This window comes from Microvirgula curvata, from assembly GCF_054781615.1.
In genome coordinates, this window is the sequence record NZ_BAAGUB010000012.1 from 1 (window position 1) to 20789 (window position 20789).

Consider the following 20789-nt stretch of genomic DNA (forward strand, 5'->3'; position numbering starts at 1 on the left):
ACGTTCAGGGTCTGCCGGCGGCGGTTGCCGACGGCATCGGTCAACTGCCGCAGCGTACCGAGTGCGTCGTAATGGTAGCGGGAGGTGTAAACGGTGGTTTCCAGCGTCTTGCCGTCGTCGCCGAGGAACTGGCGCTGTTCGGTCAGCAGCAGGCCGGTCAGCGCGTAGGCGGGCGTGGAGACGCGTCCGGCCGGGTCGTCATGCTGCAGCAACTGGCCGCGGCGATTGGCACCGGCGACGACGGCCGTTTCGCCGTAGACCAGCTGTTCGCTGCTGACGCCGTTGTCGCTGACGCTGCTGAGGCGGTGCAGCGGGTCGTGGGCAAAGCGTTGCGAATTGCCGAGGGCATCGCGGTTCCAGACCGAAGCGCCCTCGATATCGAACAGGATCTGGCTGGCGCCGGCATCCTGGCTGGCGGTGGCCAGCGCGCGGCCGGACAGCGAGCACTGGTAACGGAAGTTGGCCGACTGGCCGCTGTCGGCCAGTCGGGCATCACTGCTGTCGAGCGGGAAGCCGGTGTGCGAGAAGGTGTGGCGCTCGATACGCTCGTCGGCGGCTTCATCGTCGAGGTGGTTGTAGCGAATGACGCGAACGGCCCGGCGCTGGTTGTCGTGGACAGTGACGGTCGGGGTGCCGGCGCAGCGATGGGCCGTCGGCATGTCTGGGAGCGTTGGCATCGCATGCTCCAGTGGCAGGCGCATTGACAGCTCTCAGCATAGAAAGCCCGCCATCACGGCAAGTGACATGCCGACAAACGTGCCTGTCCGCGTCTCAGCGGCGGGCGCCCGCGCGCAGCCGGTCGAAGGCGCTGTCGCCACCCGCCAGCCAGCCGGGGGCAATCGCATTCAATGACGACGGCGCAAAACCGAGCAGGCCGGACGGAAAACCCTGGCTGCCGACATTGTCGGTGGCCAGCGAACGCACATTGTCGCGCGACATCAGTGGCTGGCCGGGCAGGCACTCCATCAACCCGGCCTGCAGCAGTGCCAGTCCGGTCGGCAGGCCGATGACCGGCCGGGGATGACCGCTCCAGCGGCCGACCTTCTTCACCAGTTCGCGCAGGGTCAGGATGTCGGGTCCGACCAGCTCCAGTGTCTTGCCGACCGCGGCATCGCAGGCCAGCGCGGCCACAATGGCCCGGGCGACATCGTCGACCCAGACCGGCTGGAAACGGGTATCGGCACCGGCCAGCGGCAGCAGCGGCAGATAGCGCTGCAGGCAGGCGAACAGGTTCAGGAAGTGATCCTCGCGTCCGAACACCACCGACGGCCGGAACAGGGTCCAGTCCAGCCCGGAGTCGCGCACCAGGGCTTCTGCCTGCGCCTTGCTGCGCTGGTAGTCGCTGGCCGCGTCCGGGGCGGCACCGATGGCGCTGATATGGCCATAGCGGCGGACGCCAGCCAGCTGGCAGGCGCGCAGGATCGTGCCGGTCAGGTCGACATGGGCCCGCTCGAAATCCTGGCGACTGCCATGCAGGATGCCAACCAGATTGACCACGGCATCATGGCCGCGCAGCAGGGCAGCCAGCGCATCGGCGTCACCGATGTTGACTTCGGCCAGCTCAAGTTGCGGCAGCGACAGCACCCGCCGCTTCGCCCGCTCGAACTGCCGGGTCGGGATGGTGACCCGCTTGCCGGCACGGATCAGCCGCTCAGCGAGATAGGTGCCGATAAAACCGCTGCCGCCGATCAGGCAGAAGCGTTGCAGTGGGTACATGGTTGTTTCTCCGCAAGGGACAAATCAGTTGCCGTCCGGAGACGGGGACGGGTTGGCGACGGCTGCGCCACCACGCGGCGGAATGACGCCGAGGCGGTCCTTCAGTGCAATCCGGCTATGGCCGAATACCGATGCATAGTGGACGGCGTTGGCCATCACCTTCTGCACGTAATCGCGGGTTTCCGTGAACGGAATGGTTTCTGCATAGATCGCGCCCTCCAGCGGCCGCTCGGCCTGCCAGGCCCGCGCCCGGCCCGGGCCGGCGTTATAGGCGGCCGTGGCCCGCACGGCGTCGCCCAGCGAGGTATACACGTAGTTCAGATACCAGGTGCCGAGCTGGATATTGTGTTCGATATCGTTGACCGAGTAACTGCCCATGCCCGACTTGCTGGCCACCCATTTGGCGGTGGCCGGCATCAATTGCATCAGGCCGGAGGCGCCGACGCCGGAGCGGGCCACGTTGACGAAGCGGCTTTCCTGGCGGATCAGGCCATAGATCCAGGCTTCATCCAGCCCCATCTGGCTGGCGTAGCGCCGCGTCACGTCGCGGAACGGCGACAGGTAGCGCAGGCTCCAGTCGTGCTGGCTGCGGGTGCGGTCGGCACTGTAGATGCTCATGTCGTAGAAATTCGCCTGGCGGGCGATTTCGGCAGCGGACAGCAGCCAGGCGTCATTCTTGTCACGCATGGCCCAGCGCCATTCACGCTTGGCATCTTCGCGGAATTCCGGACGGGCATAGCTGTTGGCGATATTCAGCAGCGCCAGCGAGCGCTGCACCGCCGGCTGGGTGCGCACCTTGTCGATTTCGCGCGCATCGGGCTTCCAGGCCGACTGCGCCGGCTGCGAACTGCTGCCGAGCTCCTCGCGCGACATCAGCGGGTAGAAACCGTTGCCGGTGTCACTGGCGCGCTGGTAATCGCGGTTCGCGCCCGGCTTGCCCTGGGCGGCCAGGGCGCGACCGTGCCAGTACAGCCAGCTGGCGTTGTCGGCCAGCGTGGCGGGCATCGACTCGATCACGCTCTGTACCGTCGGCCAGCGGCCTTCGCGCAGCGCCGCACGTGCCCACCATTCCCACTGTTCATTGCTCAGCGACGCCTTGTCGGCGCGCGCGAAGTACGACAGGGCGCCAATGGTGTCCAGCTTGCGGGCCGACGCCAGTCCGATCTGCCCCCACAGCACGCCGACGTCCCGTGCCGGCAGCCGGTCCTGCAGCGAGGCCAGCTGTGCCGCGGCGCCGGTGATGTCCTTGCGCATCTGTTTCTGGATCGCATACAGCCGCAGAGTACGGCCGGCCGGGGTCGACATGTCGGCCAGTTCAGGCCGGGCGATGCCGGCGGCGGTCAGCGGCGTGGCGGTGCCGGCGGTCAGCTCGCGCGCAGCCGTGGTGCGATCGGCTGCCAGCAATGCCTGGGCCCGCAGCCACAGGTCGTCGTCGGTCACCATGCCGCTGCGGGCCACGGTGCGGATCAGGGTTTCGCAGCCGGCGGACTGGGCCCTGCCGATGCGCCAGCGCGTTTTCAGTGCGGTGGCGACGGCCGCCTTGTCGTTGTTGTCGAGAATGCGCTCGGCCAGGGCATAGCATTCGACTTCATCATCGCGTGCCGCTTCCGGCAGTGCCGCATACTCGGCGGCAAAATCCCGCCACAGGCCGGACTTCGCCAGCTGCTTGGCCCACAGCAGGCGCAGCTGTTCACCGAGCGGGCCGTCGCTGTTGCGGTCGATAAAACCATGCACTTCCGTGGGGGAGGCACGGTCCAGCGAGCGGGCCAGCCGCCAGAACTGAGGATAGCCGGCCAGCAGGTCGTTTTGCGCCGCGGCAGCAGCGGCGTCCAGCGCCACGCTGTCATTGCGTCGTGCCGCGTCGCGTGCGGACACGATGTCGGCATCACCGGCACAGGCCGGCAGCGAGAAAACGGCGAGGCAGGCGAGGGTGGTCAGTGTCAGTCGGGGAAACGTCATCATGGCTCAACTTGATTCATAAACGGTTTGCAACAGGCGGTCATTTGCGCCAGAACGCCGGGGTAACGATGATCAGCAGGGTGAAAATTTCCAGCCGGCCGAGCAGCATCAGCAGCGAACCCATCCAGATCTGGAAATCGTTCAGCACGCTGAAATTCGACGACGGGCCGACGACGCCCAGCCCGACGCCGGTATTGTTGATGCAGGCAATGACGGCGGTGAAGGCCGACAGGAAATCCAGCCCGCTCATCATGAAGACAAAGGTCGACAGTACCATGCAGGCGATGTAGGCAAAGATGAAACTCAGTATGGACTGCACCACCTGCGGTGGCACCACGCGCTGATTGATCTTGACCGGCACGACGGCCGTCGGGTGCAGCAGACGGATGATGTCGCCCGAGGCCTGGCGGAACAGGATCAGCGCCCGGCCCATCTTGATGCCGCCGCCGGTGGAGCCGGTGCAGACGGCAAAGCAGGACAGCATCAGCATCCACAGCGGCACCGACAGCGGCCAGTTGCCGAAGTCGGCGCTGACGAAGCCGGAACCGGTTGCCACCGACACCAGGTTGAAGCTGACCAGGCGCATGGCGGTGAAATAGTCGTAATTGCTGTGCCAGGCCAGGTAGCCGGACAGGCCGATGATGCTGACGCCCATCACGCCGAGCACGCTGCGGGTTTCGGCATCGTGCAGGAAATGGCGGATCGAACGGTTGCGGAAGGCCAGGAAGTGGTTGGCGAAGTTCATGGCGCCGAGCAGCATGAACACGATCATCACCAGCTCGATCGCCAGCGAATCGAAGTAGGCAATGCTGTCGCTGCGCGACGAGAATCCGCCCAGCGACAGCGAAGTGAACGCATGGCACAGCGCATCGAACCAGCTCATGCCGGCCAGACGCAGGCACAGGAAGGCCGCCAGTGTCAGCGCCGCATAGGCCGTCCACAGGTTTTTCGCGGTCTGCATGATGCGCGGTGTCAGCTTGCTGTCCTTCATCGGCCCGGCCATCTCGGCCTTGTACAGCTGCATGCCGCCGACGCCGAGCAGCGGCAGCACCGCGACCGCCAGCACGATGATGCCCATGCCGCCGAGCCAGCTGAGGAAGTGACGCCAGAAATTGATCGACTGCGGCAGGCTGTCGAGATCGGACAGCACCGTGGCACCGGTGGTGGTCAGTCCGCTCATCGCCTCGAAGAAGGCCTGGGCGACATTCATGTGCGGGTAGTACAGCAGGAACGGCGTGGTGGCCGTCGCGGCAAAGCCGATCCACAGCAGCGATACCAGCACGAAGCCGTCCCGCGGCCTCAGCTCGCGCTCGTAGCGGCGGGTCGCCGCCCACAGGAACAGACCGACGGACAGACCGACGAACATCGAGGCCAGAAAATCGTCGAGGGCGCCATCGTGGTAATAGATCGACACCAGCGACGGGAAGATGAACAGCCCGGAAAACAGCATGACCAGCTTGGACAGCACATGCAGGATGGGCATGAGCTTGTACATCAGAAGAACCCCAGCTTGACTTCGAACAGCTGTTCGACCTTGCGCACCTGGCGGCGACGGGCCACGAAGACGATCAGGTGATCGCCGGATTCGACCACCTGGTCATGGTGGGCCATCATCACCCGCTCATCGCGGACGATGGCACTGATATAGCAGCCCTGCGGCAGATCGACGTCCTGGATCATCCGGCCGACCAGGCGCGAGGTCTTGCGGTCGCCGTGGACGATGGCCTCCAGCGCTTCGACCTTGCCGCGCCGCAGCGGATGCACCGCCTCGATGTCGCCGCGGCGGATATAGGCCAGCAGCGAGCCGATGGTCGACAGGTGAGGGGACAGCACCACGTCAATGCGGTCGCCCTGCAGCAGGTCGGCGTACGACAGCCGGTTGACCAGCGCAATCACCCGCCGGGCCCCCATGCGCTTGGCCAGCAACGCGGACATGATATTGTCCTCGTCGTCGTTGGTCAGCGCGCAGAACATGTCCATCTCGTCGATGTATTCCTGCTCGAGCAACTCCTCGTCGGTGCCCTCGCCATGCAGCACCAGCGTGCTGCCCAGTCGTTCGGTCAGCCACTCACAGCGCTCGCGGCGCTTCTCGATCACCTTGACCTCGAAATCGGTTTCCAGCCGGCTGGCGAGCCGGAAGCCGATATTGCCGCCACCGGCGATCATGACCCGCTTGATCGGCGTTTCGCTGGCACGCAGCGCCCGCAGGATCGCCGGCACGTGCGGTGTCGCCGCGACGAAGAACACCTCGTCGCCGCTGTCCAGTACGGTCTTGCCATCGGGAATGATCAGCCGGTCGCCGCGATAGACAGCGCTGATCCGGCACTCGGCATCGGGAATGTCGTCGGCGATGGTGTCCAGCGTCTTGCCGACCAGTTCGCCGCCGGTATGGGCGCGAACCGCGACCAGCTGTGCGCGACCGTTGGCGAACTCGACTACCTGCAGGGCGCCGGGACAGGTAAACAGCCGGTACAGGTTGTCGGTCACGATCTGTTCCGGGCACAGCGTGGTGTCGACGCCAAACTGTTCCAGCGTGTGCCCATCACCATGCTCGACATAGTCGGCGGAGCGGACCCGGGCGATCTTGGTCGGCACGTTGAACAGGCTGGAGGCAATCTTGCAGGCGACCAGATTGGTCTCGTCATCGCGGGTCAGCGCCAGCAGCATGTCGCAGTCGGCGGCGCCCGCCGCCTGCAGCACTGACGGATGGGCGGCGTTGCCGACCAGGGTCTGAATGTCCAGCCGGTCCTGCAGCAGTTTCAGTGGCGCCGCGTCCAGATCGATCACGGTAATGTCATTGGCTTCGCTGGCGAGATTCTCGACCACGCTGGCGCCGACCTGCCCACCGCCCAGAACCAGTATTTTCACGTAAGCCCGCCATCCGTTTGCAGTTTGTCGATCGGGGTATTTTACGTGACGGACACGGCGAACCGAACCCCGCCGCCACAGCATAGTCAATTACAATCGACACATTGATGATAATAAATTAGACGCATACTGTGGCTGGCGGGATACTGCATCCCATCGAAGCTCCCCAGACAACGTCAACCCAAGGAGATGAACATGACCCAACTGACCCATCGTGAAGGCCAACGCGTACCGAACGTCACTTTCCGTGTTCGTGAAAACAACGAGTGGAAGGATGTCACCACCGATGATCTCTTCAAGGGCAAGACCGTCGTCCTGTTCTCGCTGCCCGGTGCATTCACGCCGACCTGCTCGTCGACCCACCTGCCGCGCTACAACGAACTGGCCCCGGCCTTCGCCAAAAACGGCGTCGATGCCATCCTGTGTGTATCGGTCAACGACACCTTCGTCATGAATGAATGGGCGAAGGACCAGGAAGCCGGCACCATCGTCATGGTGCCGGACGGCAACGGCGAGTTCACCGACGGCATGGGCATGCTGGTCGACAAGGCCGACCTCGGCTTCGGCAAGCGCAGCTGGCGCTATTCCATGCTGGTCAAGGACGGCGTGGTCGAGAAGATGTTCATCGAGCCGCAGGAACCGGGCGACCCGTTCAAGGTGTCCGACGCCGATACCATGCTGGACTACATCAACCCGAACGCCAAGAAGCCGGATCAGGTCGTGGTGTTCTCCAAGGTCGGTTGCTCGTTCTGCGCCAGAGCCAAGCGCCTGCTGGAAGAGAACGGCTATGTGTACGCCGACGTGCCGCTGGACAACAAGATCCGCGGCAAGGTGCTCGGCGCCGTGTCCGGCGAAATGACCGCGCCGCAGATCTTCATCAACGGCCGCCTGATCGGCAATGCCGAAGCGCTGGAAAAGTTCCTCGCTGCCTGATGCGTGATACCCCGCCTGCGCCGTCCGGCGCGGGCGGGACAGGATGCGGCGTCCTTGCCTGCGTTCGCGACATCCGGCGGCTTCCGCCGGCCGGATGTCTTTCCCGGTTTTCCCCTGATCCTGACCCGAGCCCGAACATGCCAGCGCAGTTCGCTGCCGCCGTGTTGCCATTTTCCGGTTCGCCCCCCTTTTCACGGAGAGCAAAATGCAAGAGATTCGTCCTGATGTCGCCATCATTGGTGCCGGCACTGCCGGCCTCGCTGCCTATCGCGCGGTCAAGGCTGCCGGCAAGACCGCTGTCCTGATCGAGGGCTATGCCCACGGCACTACCTGCGCCCGTGTCGGCTGCATGCCGTCCAAACTGCTGATCGCCGCCGCCGAAGCCGCCCATGAAGCCCGCCATGCGGCCCCGTTCGGCGTGCAGGTGGCCGGCGTGTCAGTGGACGGTCGCGCCGTCATGGAACGGGTACGGCGCGAACGCGACCGTTTTGTCGGCTTTGTTGTGCGCGGTGTCGACGACATTCCGGCCACGGACAAGCTGTCCGGCATTGCCCGCTTCATCGACAACACCACGCTGCAGGTCGGCGACGATATCCGGGTCCGCGCCGGGCGCATCGTGCTGGCCACCGGCTCGTCGCCGGTCGTGCCGCCGCCGTTCCGCGCTGCCGGCGATCGCCTGATCATCAATGACGATGTGTTCTCCTGGGACACGCTGCCGGGCCGGGTTGCCGTGTTCGGCCCCGGCGTGATCGGGCTGGAACTCGGTCAGGCGCTGTCGCGGCTCGGGGTCGGGGTGCGCCTGTTCGGCATGAGCGGCAGTGTCGGTCCGCTGTCCGACCCGGCCATCCGCGACCATGTCACCGCGCTGTTCCAGCAGGAGTTCTATCTCGACCCGGCGGCCACGGTCGGCGAGATCCGCCGCGACGGCGACGAGATCGTGATTCCGTATGTGAATCTGGCCGGCGAACAGGTCGAAGAGCGCTTCGACTACCTGCTGGCTGCCACCGGACGGGCGCCGAATGTGCGCGGGCTGGGGCTGGAAAATACCGGCCTGGCGCTGGATGCGCGTGGCGTGCCGCTGTTCGACCCGGTCACGCTGCAATGTGGTGACGCGCCGATTTTCATTGCCGGCGACGCCAACAATGTCCTGCCGCTGCTGCACGAAGCCGCCGACGAGGGGCGACTGGCCGGCGAAAACGCGGCGGCATGGCCTGCGCTGTCGGCGCTGCGCCGCCGCTCGACGATCGCCGTGGTGTTTTCCGATCCGCAACTCGCGATGGTCGGCCAGCGCCATGCCGAACTGGACCCGGAACGGATCGTGGTTGGTGAAGTCGATTTCGCCGATCAGGGCCGCAGCCGGGTCATGCTGAAAAATCGCGGGCTGATGCATGTCTACGCCGATCGTGACAGCGGTCGCTTCCTCGGCGCGGAATGGGCCGGGCCGCGTGCGGAAAACATTGCCCACCTGCTGGCCTGGAGCCATCAGCAGTCGCTGACCATCGAACAGATGCTGGCGATGCCGTTCTACCACCCGGTGGTGGAAGAAGGGCTGCGCACCGCACTGCGCGATGCTGCCACCAAACTGGCCGCGATCCGCAACTGAGTCCCCCGGGCGGGCCAGGCAGACTCACGCCTGGCCCGCCCGGGCAGTGCATGGACGCCCTGTTCCGGATAGGCTAAGGTGCCGGCGAAACTGTTTCCGCCGAGCACCAGAACCCCATGATTCATGAAGTAACGCGGCATGCGTAGGCCGCTGTCCTCGTACCATCCCGTGCTGTACTGGCTGCGCGTGCTGCAGAAAAGAACGTATCGTCGTCTCGGCTGGTGGCTGTCGTCCCGCCACTATGCGCGTACCCGCACGCCGATGCAGCGACTCGCCTATCGCCATATCAAGCACACGTCAAAGCTGATACGCAAACTCGGTGACAGCGATATCCGCCTGCAGCATAACAAGGTGATCAATCTGCGGCTGGCCAGCGCCGCCATCCACGGCACGACCATCGGCCCGGGCGAGTATTTCTCGTTCTGCCGGCTGGTCGGAAAACCGACCCGAAAGCGGGGTTTTGTCGAGGGCATGGAATTGTCGATGGGTGAGGCGCGCAGCGGGGTCGGGGGCGGGATTTGCCAGCTGAGCAATCTGATCCACTGGATGATCATGCATTCGCCGCTGGTGGTGGTAGAACGCGCCAATCACAGTTTCGACCCGTTTCCCGACGAAGGGCGCATTCTGCCATTCGGTTCCGGCGCCGCCATTTTCTACAATTACGTGGACCTGGTATTTCACAACCCGACGGCCAGCACGTTTCAACTGGTGTTCAACATGACCGGGGAACAGCTTGAGGGGGAGTTGCTGTGCAACCAGCCCCGCGACAGGAAATACCACGTCTATCAGAAAGCGCACCGCTTTGTTCGCCAGGGCGAAACCGTGTTCCGGCACAATGAAATCTGGCGCGATGTGTACAGCAAGGGTCACGACCCGGTGCTGCTGCATTCCGAACGGCTGTACCGCAATCACGTCGTGGTCAAATACCCTGTCGACTGAAGCCGTCAGCGGCCCTGCCACCAGGACGACAGTGCGGAGAAAAAGACAATGGCGGCCGGCGGCAGCACCAGAATGGACAGCGACACAAAGAGCCCGCCCAGGCGCCGGCCATGCCGCCGGGACTGGTACCCGCCCAGAATCAGGAAATAACAGAGGAAACACAGTGCCGTCGCTGACGGTGCATACAGGTAGGCAAGCAGGGCCGGCCGCGCCCACAGCGCCAGCACGGCGAAGCCGGCATGTCCGATCAGCACCGACAGGAACAGCGCATGCGGGCCATCCGGCCGGGCAGGGGACAGCAGCCAGTTCCATTTTTCCCGCGCCGTATCGCCCTGTGCCCGGCTGATCGACCAGAATACGCCGCTGATGCCGAGCAGCGCGTACGGGTACAGTCCGGGCAGCCAGACGGCGGCCAGTGGCATCGACGGACGCAGCGCCTTGAACAGCAGGGCCAGTACCAGCCAGGCGGCGAGGCTACAGGCAATGGCGATACCGTCGCGGCGCGAAACCATCAGCCATAGCGCATGCAGGTGGACCAGGATGAGCGGCAGCAGTGCCGCAGCCACCAGCAGGCTCATGCCCGGTCGAGTTCGCGCGTCAGGGCCGTGGCGATCAGTTCGGCAATATCGGCCAGCAGCAGGGTTTCCATGTCGGTGGCAAAGCGCTGCTCGTCCTCGCTGGCCAGCACCAGCGCGCCAAATGGTTCGCCATCAGCGGTTTTCAGCACGGCAAGGCCGAACGACTGCCAGACATGGTGGCCGGGCAGCCAGTCCATCGCCTGCTGGCTCAGGTAATGGCCGACGTATGGCGCCGCCACGGTGCGCTCCGCCAGCGGCAAGGGCGCCGCGTGCAGGCCGAAAGCTTCTGCCTTCGGATGCCAGAGCCGGATCGCCCAGCCACGCAGCTGGAAATCGTCTTCCAGCGAGCGCCGCACGGCAGCCATGATGTCCTCGACCCGGCGCGCGGCCAGCAGGCCGACCGCCAGCCGGTGCGCCTGGGCGACGATATTGCCATTGCTCTCGCCGTAGGCCATCAGGCGGGCCATGGCCACATTCAGCTGCCGCGCCTGATCCTTCAGCGCCAGCACCTGTCGTTCGATCAGCGGAATGGTATCGCCGCGCGCCGGTGCCGGAATGCGCAATTCCAGCAGGGTTTCGGGGTGACGGTCGAAGAAATCAGGGTTGGCGATCAGCCATTCGGCTACGGCTTGCGGAGTCACAGAGCAATTTCCCCTTGATAGACAGTGACGGCGGGTCCGGTCATCAGCACCGGCGATTGGTCGCCTTGCCAGCGGATGGTCAGGTCCCCGCCCCTGGCATGCACCAGGACCGTGTCATCCAGCAGTCCGCGCCGGATACCGGCCACCACGGCGGCACAGGCGCCGGTACCGCAGGCCAGCGTCTCGCCGGCGCCGCGTTCGAATACCCGCAGGCGGATCTCGCTGCGGGACACAATCTGCATGAAGCCGGCGTTGACCCGGGCGGGGAAACGCGGATGGGCCTCGATCAGCGCGCCGATGGCCGTGACCGGCGCGGTATCGACATCATCGACCACCTGTACCGCATGAGGGTTGCCCATCGACACGACCGTCAGGTCGATGGTGCGCCCGGCCACCTCCAAAGGGTGGATAATGGCGTCTGCCTCGGCCAGAAACGGGATCTGCTCCGGTATGAAACGCGGACTGCCCATGTCGACGCTGACCAGCCCGTCGGCTTCCAGCTTCGGCACGATCACGCCACGCGCCGTCTCGACCCTGATCTCGGCCTTGTCGGTCAGATGCTGGTCGTGAACGAAGCGGGCGAAACAGCGCGCGCCATTGCCGCATTGCTCGACCTCGCTGCCGTCATTATTGAAAATCCGGTAACGGAAATCATGGCCGGCTTCCCGGGCTGGTTCGACCAGCAGCAACTGGTCGAATCCGATGCCGAAGCGACGGTCACCCAGTCGACGGATCTGTTCAGCGGACAGCGAAATGGACTGGCGTACCCCGTCCAGCACGACAAAATCGTTGCCGAGGCCCTGCATCTTGGTAAACGGAATCTTCAATTTGAGCCAACTTTTATTGTAGAATCAACGCATTGAACGCAAGACGGCTTGCGCTTCGCCGCCTCAATATAACAAGAAAGCCATCGCCACAGGCCGGAGGCGGGATGTCATGTCGCGTCACGGTCCTGCAGGAAGTTGCAAGAATAGCAAAGGATGGCAGGGGCTGGCGTTGAATCGCAGCAATATTGCCGGTGAGGATGGTGCCGGTTTCGCATTACCGGATTTCCGTCCGGCGGAAACGCTGAAAATTTTTTTACAAAAGATTGATCACCATTGAAAAATGGCTAATCATGCAAGGGTGTCCACCATTCGGACGAGGGGCACACAACAGCTGTTAACGGCATGCGCTTGAAGACCGCTGTTCAGGCCCCCATCCTTGCGGGGGCGAGACGCCGGATCCGCCTCCCTTCCTCCGGGCCCACCTGCGGTCCGGAATATACTGTCATGCAACGGCTTGCGTAATGAACAGCCCCCGGCAAACACAGCGGGCGCGGTACCCGTTACCGGGATCCGGACGCCATTGAATTGGTGAGAAAGAGAATACACAAATGACAACACACAATGCAAAAGGCAGTGGCATGTCGACCAAGGACATGAAACAGCTTGTGAAAAACATGAATCTGTTTGAATTGTCCAGCCTGGCCGATGTCGTTCAGGAACAGATAGCCTCCCTCAGAAAGCACGAACGGCTTGAAGCCATCAATGCAGTCAAGCAGCTGGCCGCCAAGTTCGACATCGAACTTGAGGCCACATTGAGCAACAAGTCGCACGTTCCGGCCGAACCTGCGCCGTCTTCTTCCGCCCAGGAATCGCCTGCTCCGGCAAACCGTCAGAACAGGACGGGAAAACCGTCCAGAACGGCAGCAAAATCCATTCCCAAGGAATTGCTCGATTTATTCAACAATGAGGAGTGAATCGTACTGCTGTTTCAATTCAGTTTCACTTTTGCGGCGCTGCTTCCGATAATGAACCTGGCGATGCAATTCGTCGCAAGTTCGCTGCAGCACGGTATGATGGCCGCTGTCCAGCACTTGCCTATCGGGGAATCATGTTGAAACTTGAATCGATTGCCATTTTCGTTGAAAACCAGGTTGCCCACCTGAAACTGAACCGCCCTGATCGCGCCAATGCGATGGATGACACGCTGTGGCGTGAGCTTCACCAGGCATTCGACTGGGCAAGTGACGCGCCGGAAGTCCGCGCCGTTGTCCTGTCCGGCAATGGCAAGCATTTCTGCGCCGGCATTGACCTGCAGATGCTGATCGGCCTGCAGCAGCAGATTCAGGATCACTGTGAAGCCCGCAAGCGGGAAAAACTGCTGCTGACCATCGAGCGTCTGCAGCGCGCCGTCAGCAGCATCGAGCATTGTCGCAAGCCGGTCATCGCCGCCATTCATGGCGCCTGCGTCGGCGGCGGGCTGGATATTGCGCTGGCGGCCGACATGCGCCTGGCCGCCGGAGATGCGTTTTTCTCGGTCAAGGAAGTGGATGTCGGCATGGTCGCCGACCTGGGTACACTGCAGCGTCTGGCCGGCAATGTCGGTGAGGGCAGGGCACGGGAACTGGCCATGACCGGCCGCAGGATCGATGCCGCGGAGGCCGGGCGCATCGGCCTGGTCAACAGCTGCCATCCGGACGCCGAAGCCGTGCTGGCCGCCGCCGATGCCCTGGCCTGCGAAATCGCCACCAAGTCGCCGCTGGCCGTACGTGGCACCAAGCAGGTAATGAACTACAGCCGGGATCACAGCATTGCCGAAGGACTGGCCTTTGTTGCCCACTGGAACGCCGCCATGCTGGTTTCCGACGATATCCAGGTCGCCATCCTGGCGCAGATGAGCAAATCGACACCGAAATTCGCCGACTGAAGCGGCTTATGACCCGGCCGGCCCGTCATCGGGCCGGGAGACCGCCGCGATCGCCCGCCGGATCAGACCCAGCCGCTTGTATTCAATAGAGGGGCGGCTGCCGGAAGAGGCTCCCGCCTGCTCCGGCCGACGGCCTGCTTCGATCGATGCCATCTTGAGGCGAAGCAGGGCGCGCGCGTCCTGGTCGTCATTTCCCGCAAGCAAGCGCTCACGTATCAGTTGTGCTGAATGTGTGTGCTTGATGAAGTCCGCAGGCAGCAAGGCGCTGGGCAGCAGCAGAATGTCCATGCCGCTGAAAATGTCGTCCTTCACCCTGGCACAAGCCAGCTGACCGCTGCGGTGGTCGTGATGAAGCCGGGTGAAACTGGACGCATGCCTGTGCGATTTCAGCGCAAAGGACATGCAGAAAATCAGGCAGTCTCCCCGGCTGCGCTGCACATGGCTGTCGATGACAGCCAGCAGCATGCCGTCATGCCGGTCCGCAAACTGTCCCAGCGCCTGCGAAAAGCGCTGATAAAGCGGATGGGCGCTCGCTGCAGCTGCCGTTTCTATCAGGATGGCGGAGAGGGGCTGACCGGGCTGCGCGTCGATATCGGCAAAGACGTGATGGTAGCCATGGCGCGGCTCCCTGAAAACAAGCCGGAGATGAAAGGGCGGCGCCTTGCCGGCCAGCAGGGCAACCACCTCGTCCATCGAGCCGGCCAGCGACAGGTTCAGGCCGGTTTTCCTGTCGTTCTCGCATCTGGCCACCTCCCGCATGCTTGCCATGTCGCTCAGGGTCACCGCCGTGTCGGGCTGACGCCCGCACTGCACATAACGCTGTGCCAGCCGGAGCGCGCTCGTCAGCCTGTCGGCGGGCAAGGATGATGGCATATCGATATCCGCGGACGACTGGCGGGCAGGGCTGCTGCAGCCGAGTTCCTTGAGCACGATATTGGTGTATTCCACCGCCGCGCCACGCGGATGGCGGGCATCGATGGCATCCGGCACACCAAGCAGACCGCTGATGATTTCCTGCAGGCAACCGCGTGTCCAGCCCAGCGGCTGTTCACCGGAGACTGAGGGATAACTTGCCGCTTCCAGCCGGGCCCTGTCGAGCACGATGACCTGGCGGTGTCCGGCCACGCCGGGATCCTTGCCAGGCGACCCGAGCGCCCAGCGCCGCGCCGGGCAACGCAGATCGCTGTCCCAGGCGTGGTTGAACAGCCGCCGGAATGTCTCGCTGCTGCGGTAGGCCGTCGCCAGCGTCGAGGCGACGTGATGATGGTCCTCTGCCATGTCAGGGGGCGGCAGCGTGGCCTCGGCAAAAAGCTGTCCGGCAATCTCCCCGGGCGGGAAGCGGCAACGCGTGTCTGCCGCCTGCCGGTCATGAATGATCCTGCCTGGCGACGGGTCGCGCAGCTGCATGAGAAGGTCCGGAAATTTCCGCACCAGTTCGCGGTCCCGCACCATGGTGGACGTTGCCCCCGGTCCGGGCAGACCCGGCTGTTGCACGGCTGGCATGGGAGGAAGGACAGGTCTCATGCAGATTCCATTCCAGGTGTGGGCGTGCAATCGGGACAGGGTGAAGTGATAGCAGCGCCATCCGGCAAACGTCTTTCTGTTTTCTGCGCAATCTGTCGGTTTTTCCGGCGACGCATGTCGTTGCATGATGAAGATAACGTAATACGTAAATTACGTTATCTTTAATGCCAATTTTTTACTATTACCTTAATAATAGTAAGTGTTATGTATGGGAAGCCAGGTGCTGCCGCACCGGCCCCTGCAATGCGGGTTTTGCAGCCGCTTCCGCCGCCGTCACGTTGCCTGGCTGTCATCGGCCAGTGCATCCATCACCCGCGCCGAATACACCATGGCGGCGCCGGCATTCAGTGCCACGGCCACACCCAGTGCCTCGGCCACTTCCTCGCGGGTGGCGCCCTGCTTGATGGCGGCGTCCGCATGCACGGCAATGCAGCCGTCGCAGCGCGTGGTGACCGCCACGGCCAGGGCGATCAGTTCACGGGTCCTGGCATCCAGATGGCCGGTCTTCTGGCCGGCGCCCGAAAGCGCCTGATAGCCGGACAAGGTATCGGGAGACAGTTTTCCGAGTTCGCCGACCCGGCGCATGAGCTGTTTGCGATAGTCGTTCCAGTTCAACATCATGATTCCTTTCCCTGGGCTCCGGCATGCCGGAGAAGCGTCCGGGATGAACGCCATGCATTGAATATGGCGCAGAAAATCACGATTGCCGACAGATCGGCTGGCCGGCGCTGAATGTGCCGGCCTGGCCCGGGAAGCGCGACATGTCCTTCTGGCCGTGCCGATTTCGCCGGAAATCGAGCGGATGCTCTCCGGCACGCCCCTGCCCTGCTGCGCCAGCCTGGTCGCGCCGCGCGAAGCGACCCCGGCGTCCCTTCAGCTATCGGGGTGTATCAGCGGTCCTGCGATGCCATCCTGTTTCCCGTGATCCGGAAACCCGGCCTTGCTGTCCAGGGGTAATGGCTGGCGTGCCAGTTCGATAAAGGCGCGCAGATAAGGAATATCCACCTCCGTTTCGCGCCCCCCCAGGAAAATCTGCTTGCTGATGCCGCGGGGACCCAGCCGGACCGGCTGCACTTCCATCTTGCCGCTGTATTCCTGCACCAGCCAGCGCGGCAATGCGGCCACGCCACGTCCGCAGGCCACCATCTGCAGCATGATGTCGGTGGTTTCGATGACCTTGTGCCGTCGGGGACTGATGCCGGCCGGCATCAGGAACTGGTTGTAAATATCCAGCCGATTGATTTCCACCGGATAGGTAATCAATACCTCGCCAGCCAGTTGTACCGGTTCGACATGCGCCGCCCGGGCCAGCGCATGCCTGCGGTTCACCACCAGCACCTGTTCATAGTCGAATACCGGCTCGAAATGCAATCCGGGCTTGTACAGCGGGTCAGGCGTGACCAGCAGGTCGATTTCGTTGCCGAACAGCGCGCCGATGCCGCCGAACTGGAATTTCTGCTTTACGTCGACGTCGATGTCCGGCCACTGCAGCAGGTAGGGCGACACCACCTTGAGCAGCCATTGATAGCACGGGTGGCATTCCATGCCGATGCGCAGGGTGCCACGTTCGCCATGGGCAAACTGGCGCAGGCGGTCTTCCGCCCGGTCCAGTTGCGGCAGCAGCCGGGTGGCCACTTCCAGCAGGTAGTGCCCGGCCTGCGTCAGGCGCAGGTTGCGCCCTTCGCGCAGCCAGATATCGGTGCCCAGCGATTGCTCGAGCTTTTTCATGGTGTGGCTCAGCGCCGACTGGGTCAGGCACAGCACGCGGGCGGCGGCCGTCAGCGACCCCTGTCGTTCGACTTCGCGCACGATGACCAGATGGGCTCGCTCAAGCATGACTATCCATGAAAAATAGTAATTGATTGTTGAAATAATGCCATTTTACGTCATGGGTAGCCAGTCCCTAAGATGTGTCCATCCCCGTACCGGACACTGAAAAGGCCATCATGGTTACCACGCACAATCTCGGCTTCCCCCGCATCGGCGCCCGACGCGAACTGAAATTCGCACTCGAATCGTACTGGAAGGGCCAGTCCTCGCGCGACGCGCTGACCGCACTCGGCGCAACGCTGCGCCAGCGGCACTGGCAGCAGCAATCCGCTCTGGATCTGGTGCCGGTGGGCGATTTCTCCTTCTACGACCAGGTGCTCGACACCAGCTTCATGCTGGGCAATCTGCCGGAACGGGCCCGTCACTTCCATGGTGATACGCTGGACAATGTCTTCCGGGTCGCACGCGGCCGTTCGGCACAGGGAGCGGAGGAACACGCTGCCTGCTGCGCCGGCATTGCCGCCGGGGAAATGACCAAGTGGTTCGATACCAACTACCACTACATCGTCCCGGAATTCACGGCCGACACCACATTCCGGCTCGACGCGTCCCGGCTGTTGCAACAGCTTGCCGAGGCCAGGGCACAGCATGTCAGGGCCAAGCCGGTGATTATCGGCCCGGTCAGCTATCTGTGGCTGGGCAAGGCCAAGGATGACACCGACCGGCTGGCCCTGCTGGAACGCCTGCTGCCGGTCTATGCCGAACTGCTGGCGCAACTGGCGGCCCAGGGTGTGGAATGGGTGCAGATCGACGAGCCGGTGCTGGTGACCGAGCTGGATGCCGACTGGCAGCAGGCGCTGGGTCACGCCTACCGGCAGCTTGCGACCGATCACATCCGGGTATTGCTGGCCAGCTACTTCGGCCCGCTGCAGGACAACCTGCCGCTGGCCTGCCGCTTGCCGGTGGCCGGCCTGCATGTGGATGCGGTCAATGCCCGTGACGAGTTGCCGTCGCTGCTCAAACTGCTGCCGTCGGACAAGGTGCTGTCGCTGGGGGTCATCAATGGCCGCAATATCTGGAAAGCCGATCTTGCTGCCACACTGGACTGGCTGGAACCGGTCGCAGCGCAGCTCGGTGAACGGTTGTGGATCGCGCCGTCCTGCTCGCTGCTGCATGTGCCGGTCGATCTGGCCAGCGAGCAGAAACTGGATGCCGACATCCGCTCCTGGCTCGCCTTCGCCCTGCAGAAACTGGACGAACTCGCCGTGCTGGCCACGGCGTTGAACCGGGGGCGCACGGCCGTGGCGGCAGAACTTGCCGAGAACGCAGCAGCCATTGCAGCACGCCGAACCTCGCCCCGCGTGACCAATCCGGCGGTCAAGGCGGCCGTCAGCTGCATCAGCCCGGCGCTGGGCCAGCGCCAGAGTCCGTACCCGGTCCGCATCCGCAAACAGAGCGCCTTGCTGGCGCTGCCGCCCTACCCGACCACCACCATCGGCTCATTCCCGCAGACAGCGGAAATCCGTCAGGTGCGCAGTCGGTACAAGGCCGGGGAACTGGGCGAAGCCGCCTACCGGACGGCAATACAGGCGGAGATTGCCCACTGCATCCGCGAGCAGGAAGCGCTGGGACTGGATGTTCTGGTGCATGGCGAGGCCGAGCGCAATGACATGGTCGAATACTTCGGCGAGCAGCTGGATGGCTATGCGTTCAGCCAGTTCGGCTGGGTGCAGTCCTATGGCTCGCGCTGCGTCAAACCGCCGATCCTGTTTGGCGATATCAGCCGGCCGAAACCGATGACGGTCGAATGGATCCGCTATGCACAATCGCTGACCGACAAGCCGATGAAGGGCATGCTGACCGGCCCGGTCACGATCCTGAACTGGTCCTTTGTGCGTGACGACCAGCCTCGCTCGGTGTCCTGCCTGCAACTGGCACTGGCCATCCGCGAGGAAGTGCTGGACCTGGAGCGGGCCGGGGTGCGCATCATCCAGATCGATGAAGCCGCCCTGCGCGAGGGACTGCCCTTGCGTCGCTCGCAGTGGCAGGCCTACCTGGACTGGGCGGTGGAAGCGTTCCGCATCAGCGCCAACGGCGTGCAGGACGAAACCCAGATCCACACCCACATGTGCTATTCGGAATTCAACGACATCATCGCCGCCATTGCCGGCATGGACGCCGATGTGATCACCATCGAGACTTCACGCTCCGACATGGAACTGCTCGATGTATTCGACGACTTCAAGTATCCGAACGAGATCGGGCCCGGCGTCTATGACATTCACTCGCCGAACATTCCGACCCGGGAGCATATCGTGCAACTGATGCAGAAGGCGGCCGAACGCATCCCGGCCGGGCGCTTGTGGGTGAATCCGGACTGCGGGCTGAAAACCCGTCAGTGGGCGGAAGTCATTCCGGCGCTGACCCAGATGGTGGCAGCGGCCAGAACCTTGCGCTCCACCGTTTGAGACCTGCCGGGCGGGGCGCGTCACGGGTCGATGCGCCTCCCGGTTTTTTTCCTGTCAAGTCCGTCCGGTTGAGCAATTCCAGTTATCCTCTCGCTCGCGGTATTTAATGGTCGAAAGGTGATTCGGTGAAGCTCAATGATCCACGCAAGGTCCTGTCCTGGTTGCAGAGCAGGCCTTCCCAGCAGGCGCTGCGCGAAGCGTTTCCGGAAGAATGGGATGTCGTGGAAAAGGAACTGGCCGATGCCATTACCCGGCGCGACCCGGCCAGCCTGCACCGGTTGCTGAATCCACCCCCCCTGTCCCAAGTGCCGAAAGCCACGCTCGGCAAACAGGACAAGACCCGGCGCCTGCAACTGGCCATTCGCCAGCGGATGGCGGCGCTGGCCATCGAGCGCTACAGCCTCGCGGTGGCGACCGGCCGCAGCTCGGGCAAGGTCCGCTTCAATCTGTTCAACGGTCTGCTGGTGCAACGGCTGCTGTTCCGGCGCGGTTTCGAACGCAAGCCGGCCTCGCTGTTCTGGTTCCGGCTGCTGTGGCCGCTGGTCTGGCAAAAGCGTTTCCTGATGCCGCTGGCCGAACGCAAGGGCATCTACTGTTTCTACTCCCGGGCGCTGATTGATCAGCTGCAGCAGTTGATCGGCGATCGTTCCTGCCTGGAGATCGCCGCCGGCGACGGCACCCTGTCCCGCTTTCTGCGCGAACGCGGCGTCCGTATCACGGCGACGGACGATTACAGCTGGCAGGACCGGATCACGTTCCCGGAGTCCGTCGTCCGCCTGCCGGCCCAGATGGCGCTGCGCCAGTACACACCGAAAGTGGTGCTCTGCTCGTGGCCACCGGCGCGGAATCCGTTCGAAGGCGAGGTCTTCCGCACCCCCGGCGTGGAGCTGTATATCGCCATTGTCAGCCAGCACAAATTCGCCAGCGGCAACTGGGCAGAATACGAATCCCAGCGTCACTTCGATCTGGAGCCGCGCCCCGATCTGAGCCGATTGCTGTTGCCCCCGGAGCTGGGCGCCGAGGTTGTGCTGTTCCGGCGCCGTGCCCTGGCCGGGCAAGCTGACTGAGTCTGCTGCCGGCCATGAGCGTTGCGGTCTGC

19 protein-coding genes are annotated in these 20789 nt (G+C 63.7%); 8 read left to right on the plus strand and 11 right to left on the minus strand.

Going from position 1 to position 20789, the window contains the following annotated elements; translation table 11 throughout:
* The 5 genes from ACYVG8_RS06755 to trkA form a co-directional block, all read right to left on the minus strand.
* Positions 1-677 (minus strand): hypothetical protein (locus tag ACYVG8_RS06755; protein ID WP_460745251.1); only part of this gene is annotated, 677 nt, incomplete at its 3' end.
* A gap of 94 nt (positions 678-771) precedes the next feature.
* Complete coding sequence (locus ACYVG8_RS06760; protein ID WP_315384855.1) at positions 772-1716, minus strand: complex I NDUFA9 subunit family protein; 945 nt, start codon at positions 1714-1716, stop codon at positions 772-774.
* Positions 1717-1740: 24 nt separating this feature from the next.
* A complete protein-coding gene (locus tag ACYVG8_RS06765; RefSeq protein WP_460745252.1) occupies positions 1741-3678 on the minus strand; it encodes a lytic transglycosylase domain-containing protein in 1938 nt (645 codons plus the stop codon).
* Between the two features lie 37 nt (positions 3679-3715).
* Entirely contained in the window at positions 3716-5170 is a 1455-nt protein-coding gene (locus tag ACYVG8_RS06770) for a TrkH family potassium uptake protein (protein ID WP_028499741.1), read from the minus strand.
* On the minus strand, positions 5170-6543 hold the full coding sequence (gene trkA, locus ACYVG8_RS06775) for a Trk system potassium transporter TrkA (RefSeq protein WP_028499740.1): 1374 nt from the start codon (positions 6541-6543) through the stop codon (positions 5170-5172). Before trkA ends, ACYVG8_RS06770 begins: the two co-directional genes overlap by 1 nt.
* 195 nt (positions 6544-6738) lie before the next feature.
* Here trkA and ACYVG8_RS06780 point away from each other — a divergent pair, with 195 nt between their 5' ends.
* From ACYVG8_RS06780 to ACYVG8_RS06790, 3 genes are all read left to right on the plus strand, one after another.
* Complete coding sequence (locus tag ACYVG8_RS06780; protein ID WP_460745254.1) at positions 6739-7476, plus strand: glutathione peroxidase; 738 nt, start codon at positions 6739-6741, stop codon at positions 7474-7476.
* 205 nt (positions 7477-7681) lie between these two features.
* Positions 7682-9079, plus strand: coding sequence for a dihydrolipoyl dehydrogenase (locus ACYVG8_RS06785; protein ID WP_460745255.1), 1398 nt, complete (start codon positions 7682-7684; stop codon positions 9077-9079).
* Positions 9080-9217: 138 nt separating this feature from the next.
* Positions 9218-10018, plus strand: a complete 801-nt coding sequence (locus ACYVG8_RS06790) for a VanW family protein (RefSeq protein ID WP_460745256.1) — start codon at positions 9218-9220, stop codon at positions 10016-10018.
* A gap of 5 nt (positions 10019-10023) precedes the next feature.
* Here the strand turns inward: ACYVG8_RS06790 and ACYVG8_RS06795 are convergent, their stop codons facing one another.
* The 3 genes from ACYVG8_RS06795 to dapF are packed head-to-tail and all read right to left on the minus strand — an operon-like array spanning position 10024 to position 12043.
* Complete coding sequence (locus tag ACYVG8_RS06795; RefSeq protein ID WP_112692590.1) at positions 10024-10596, minus strand: hypothetical protein; 573 nt, start codon at positions 10594-10596, stop codon at positions 10024-10026.
* The gene (locus tag ACYVG8_RS06800; protein ID WP_028499736.1) at positions 10593-11237 is read right to left on the minus strand and encodes a DUF484 family protein; all 645 of its coding nucleotides are present in this window, start codon (positions 11235-11237) and stop codon (positions 10593-10595) included. Before ACYVG8_RS06800 ends, ACYVG8_RS06795 begins: the two co-directional genes overlap by 4 nt.
* On the minus strand, positions 11234-12043 hold the full coding sequence (gene dapF, locus ACYVG8_RS06805; RefSeq protein ID WP_233495254.1) for a diaminopimelate epimerase: 810 nt from the start codon (positions 12041-12043) through the stop codon (positions 11234-11236). Before dapF ends, ACYVG8_RS06800 begins: the two co-directional genes overlap by 4 nt.
* Positions 12044-12173: 130 nt before the next feature.
* Between dapF and ACYVG8_RS06810 the strand changes: the two genes are divergently transcribed.
* The 3 genes from ACYVG8_RS06810 (at position 12174) to ACYVG8_RS06820 (ending at position 13928) form a co-directional block, all read left to right on the plus strand.
* On the plus strand, positions 12174-12341 hold the full coding sequence (locus ACYVG8_RS06810) for a hypothetical protein (protein WP_156952550.1): 168 nt from the start codon (positions 12174-12176) through the stop codon (positions 12339-12341).
* 271 nt (positions 12342-12612) lie between these two features.
* On the plus strand, positions 12613-12978 hold the full coding sequence (locus ACYVG8_RS06815; protein ID WP_107889896.1) for an H-NS histone family protein: 366 nt from the start codon (positions 12613-12615) through the stop codon (positions 12976-12978).
* A 134-nt stretch (positions 12979-13112) separates the two neighbouring features.
* A complete protein-coding gene (locus ACYVG8_RS06820; RefSeq protein ID WP_460745257.1) occupies positions 13113-13928 on the plus strand; it encodes a crotonase/enoyl-CoA hydratase family protein in 816 nt (271 codons plus the stop codon).
* 6 nt (positions 13929-13934) lie between these two features.
* Here ACYVG8_RS06820 and ACYVG8_RS06825 read toward each other — a convergent pair whose 3' ends face one another.
* From ACYVG8_RS06825 to ACYVG8_RS06835, 3 genes are all read right to left on the minus strand, one after another.
* Entirely contained in the window at positions 13935-15578 is a 1644-nt protein-coding gene (locus tag ACYVG8_RS06825) for a PipA/GogA/GtgA family type III secretion system effector (protein ID WP_112692591.1), read from the minus strand.
* Between the two features lie 147 nt (positions 15579-15725).
* On the minus strand, positions 15726-16073 hold the full coding sequence (locus ACYVG8_RS06830) for a carboxymuconolactone decarboxylase family protein (RefSeq protein ID WP_199489822.1): 348 nt from the start codon (positions 16071-16073) through the stop codon (positions 15726-15728).
* A gap of 252 nt (positions 16074-16325) precedes the next feature.
* Positions 16326-17288 (minus strand): LysR family transcriptional regulator, encoded by a 963-nt coding sequence (locus tag ACYVG8_RS06835; protein WP_460745258.1) that lies wholly within the window; start codon positions 17286-17288, stop codon positions 16326-16328.
* A gap of 110 nt (positions 17289-17398) precedes the next feature.
* Here ACYVG8_RS06835 and metE point away from each other — a divergent pair, with 110 nt between their 5' ends.
* Both metE and ACYVG8_RS06845 read left to right on the plus strand, forming a co-directional pair.
* Positions 17399-19690, plus strand: coding sequence for a 5-methyltetrahydropteroyltriglutamate--homocysteine S-methyltransferase (gene metE, locus ACYVG8_RS06840; protein ID WP_460745259.1), 2292 nt, complete (start codon positions 17399-17401; stop codon positions 19688-19690).
* 125 nt (positions 19691-19815) lie between these two features.
* Entirely contained in the window at positions 19816-20757 is a 942-nt protein-coding gene (locus tag ACYVG8_RS06845) for a class I SAM-dependent methyltransferase (RefSeq protein WP_051528938.1), read from the plus strand.
* The last annotated feature ends 32 nt before the right edge of the window (positions 20758-20789 follow it).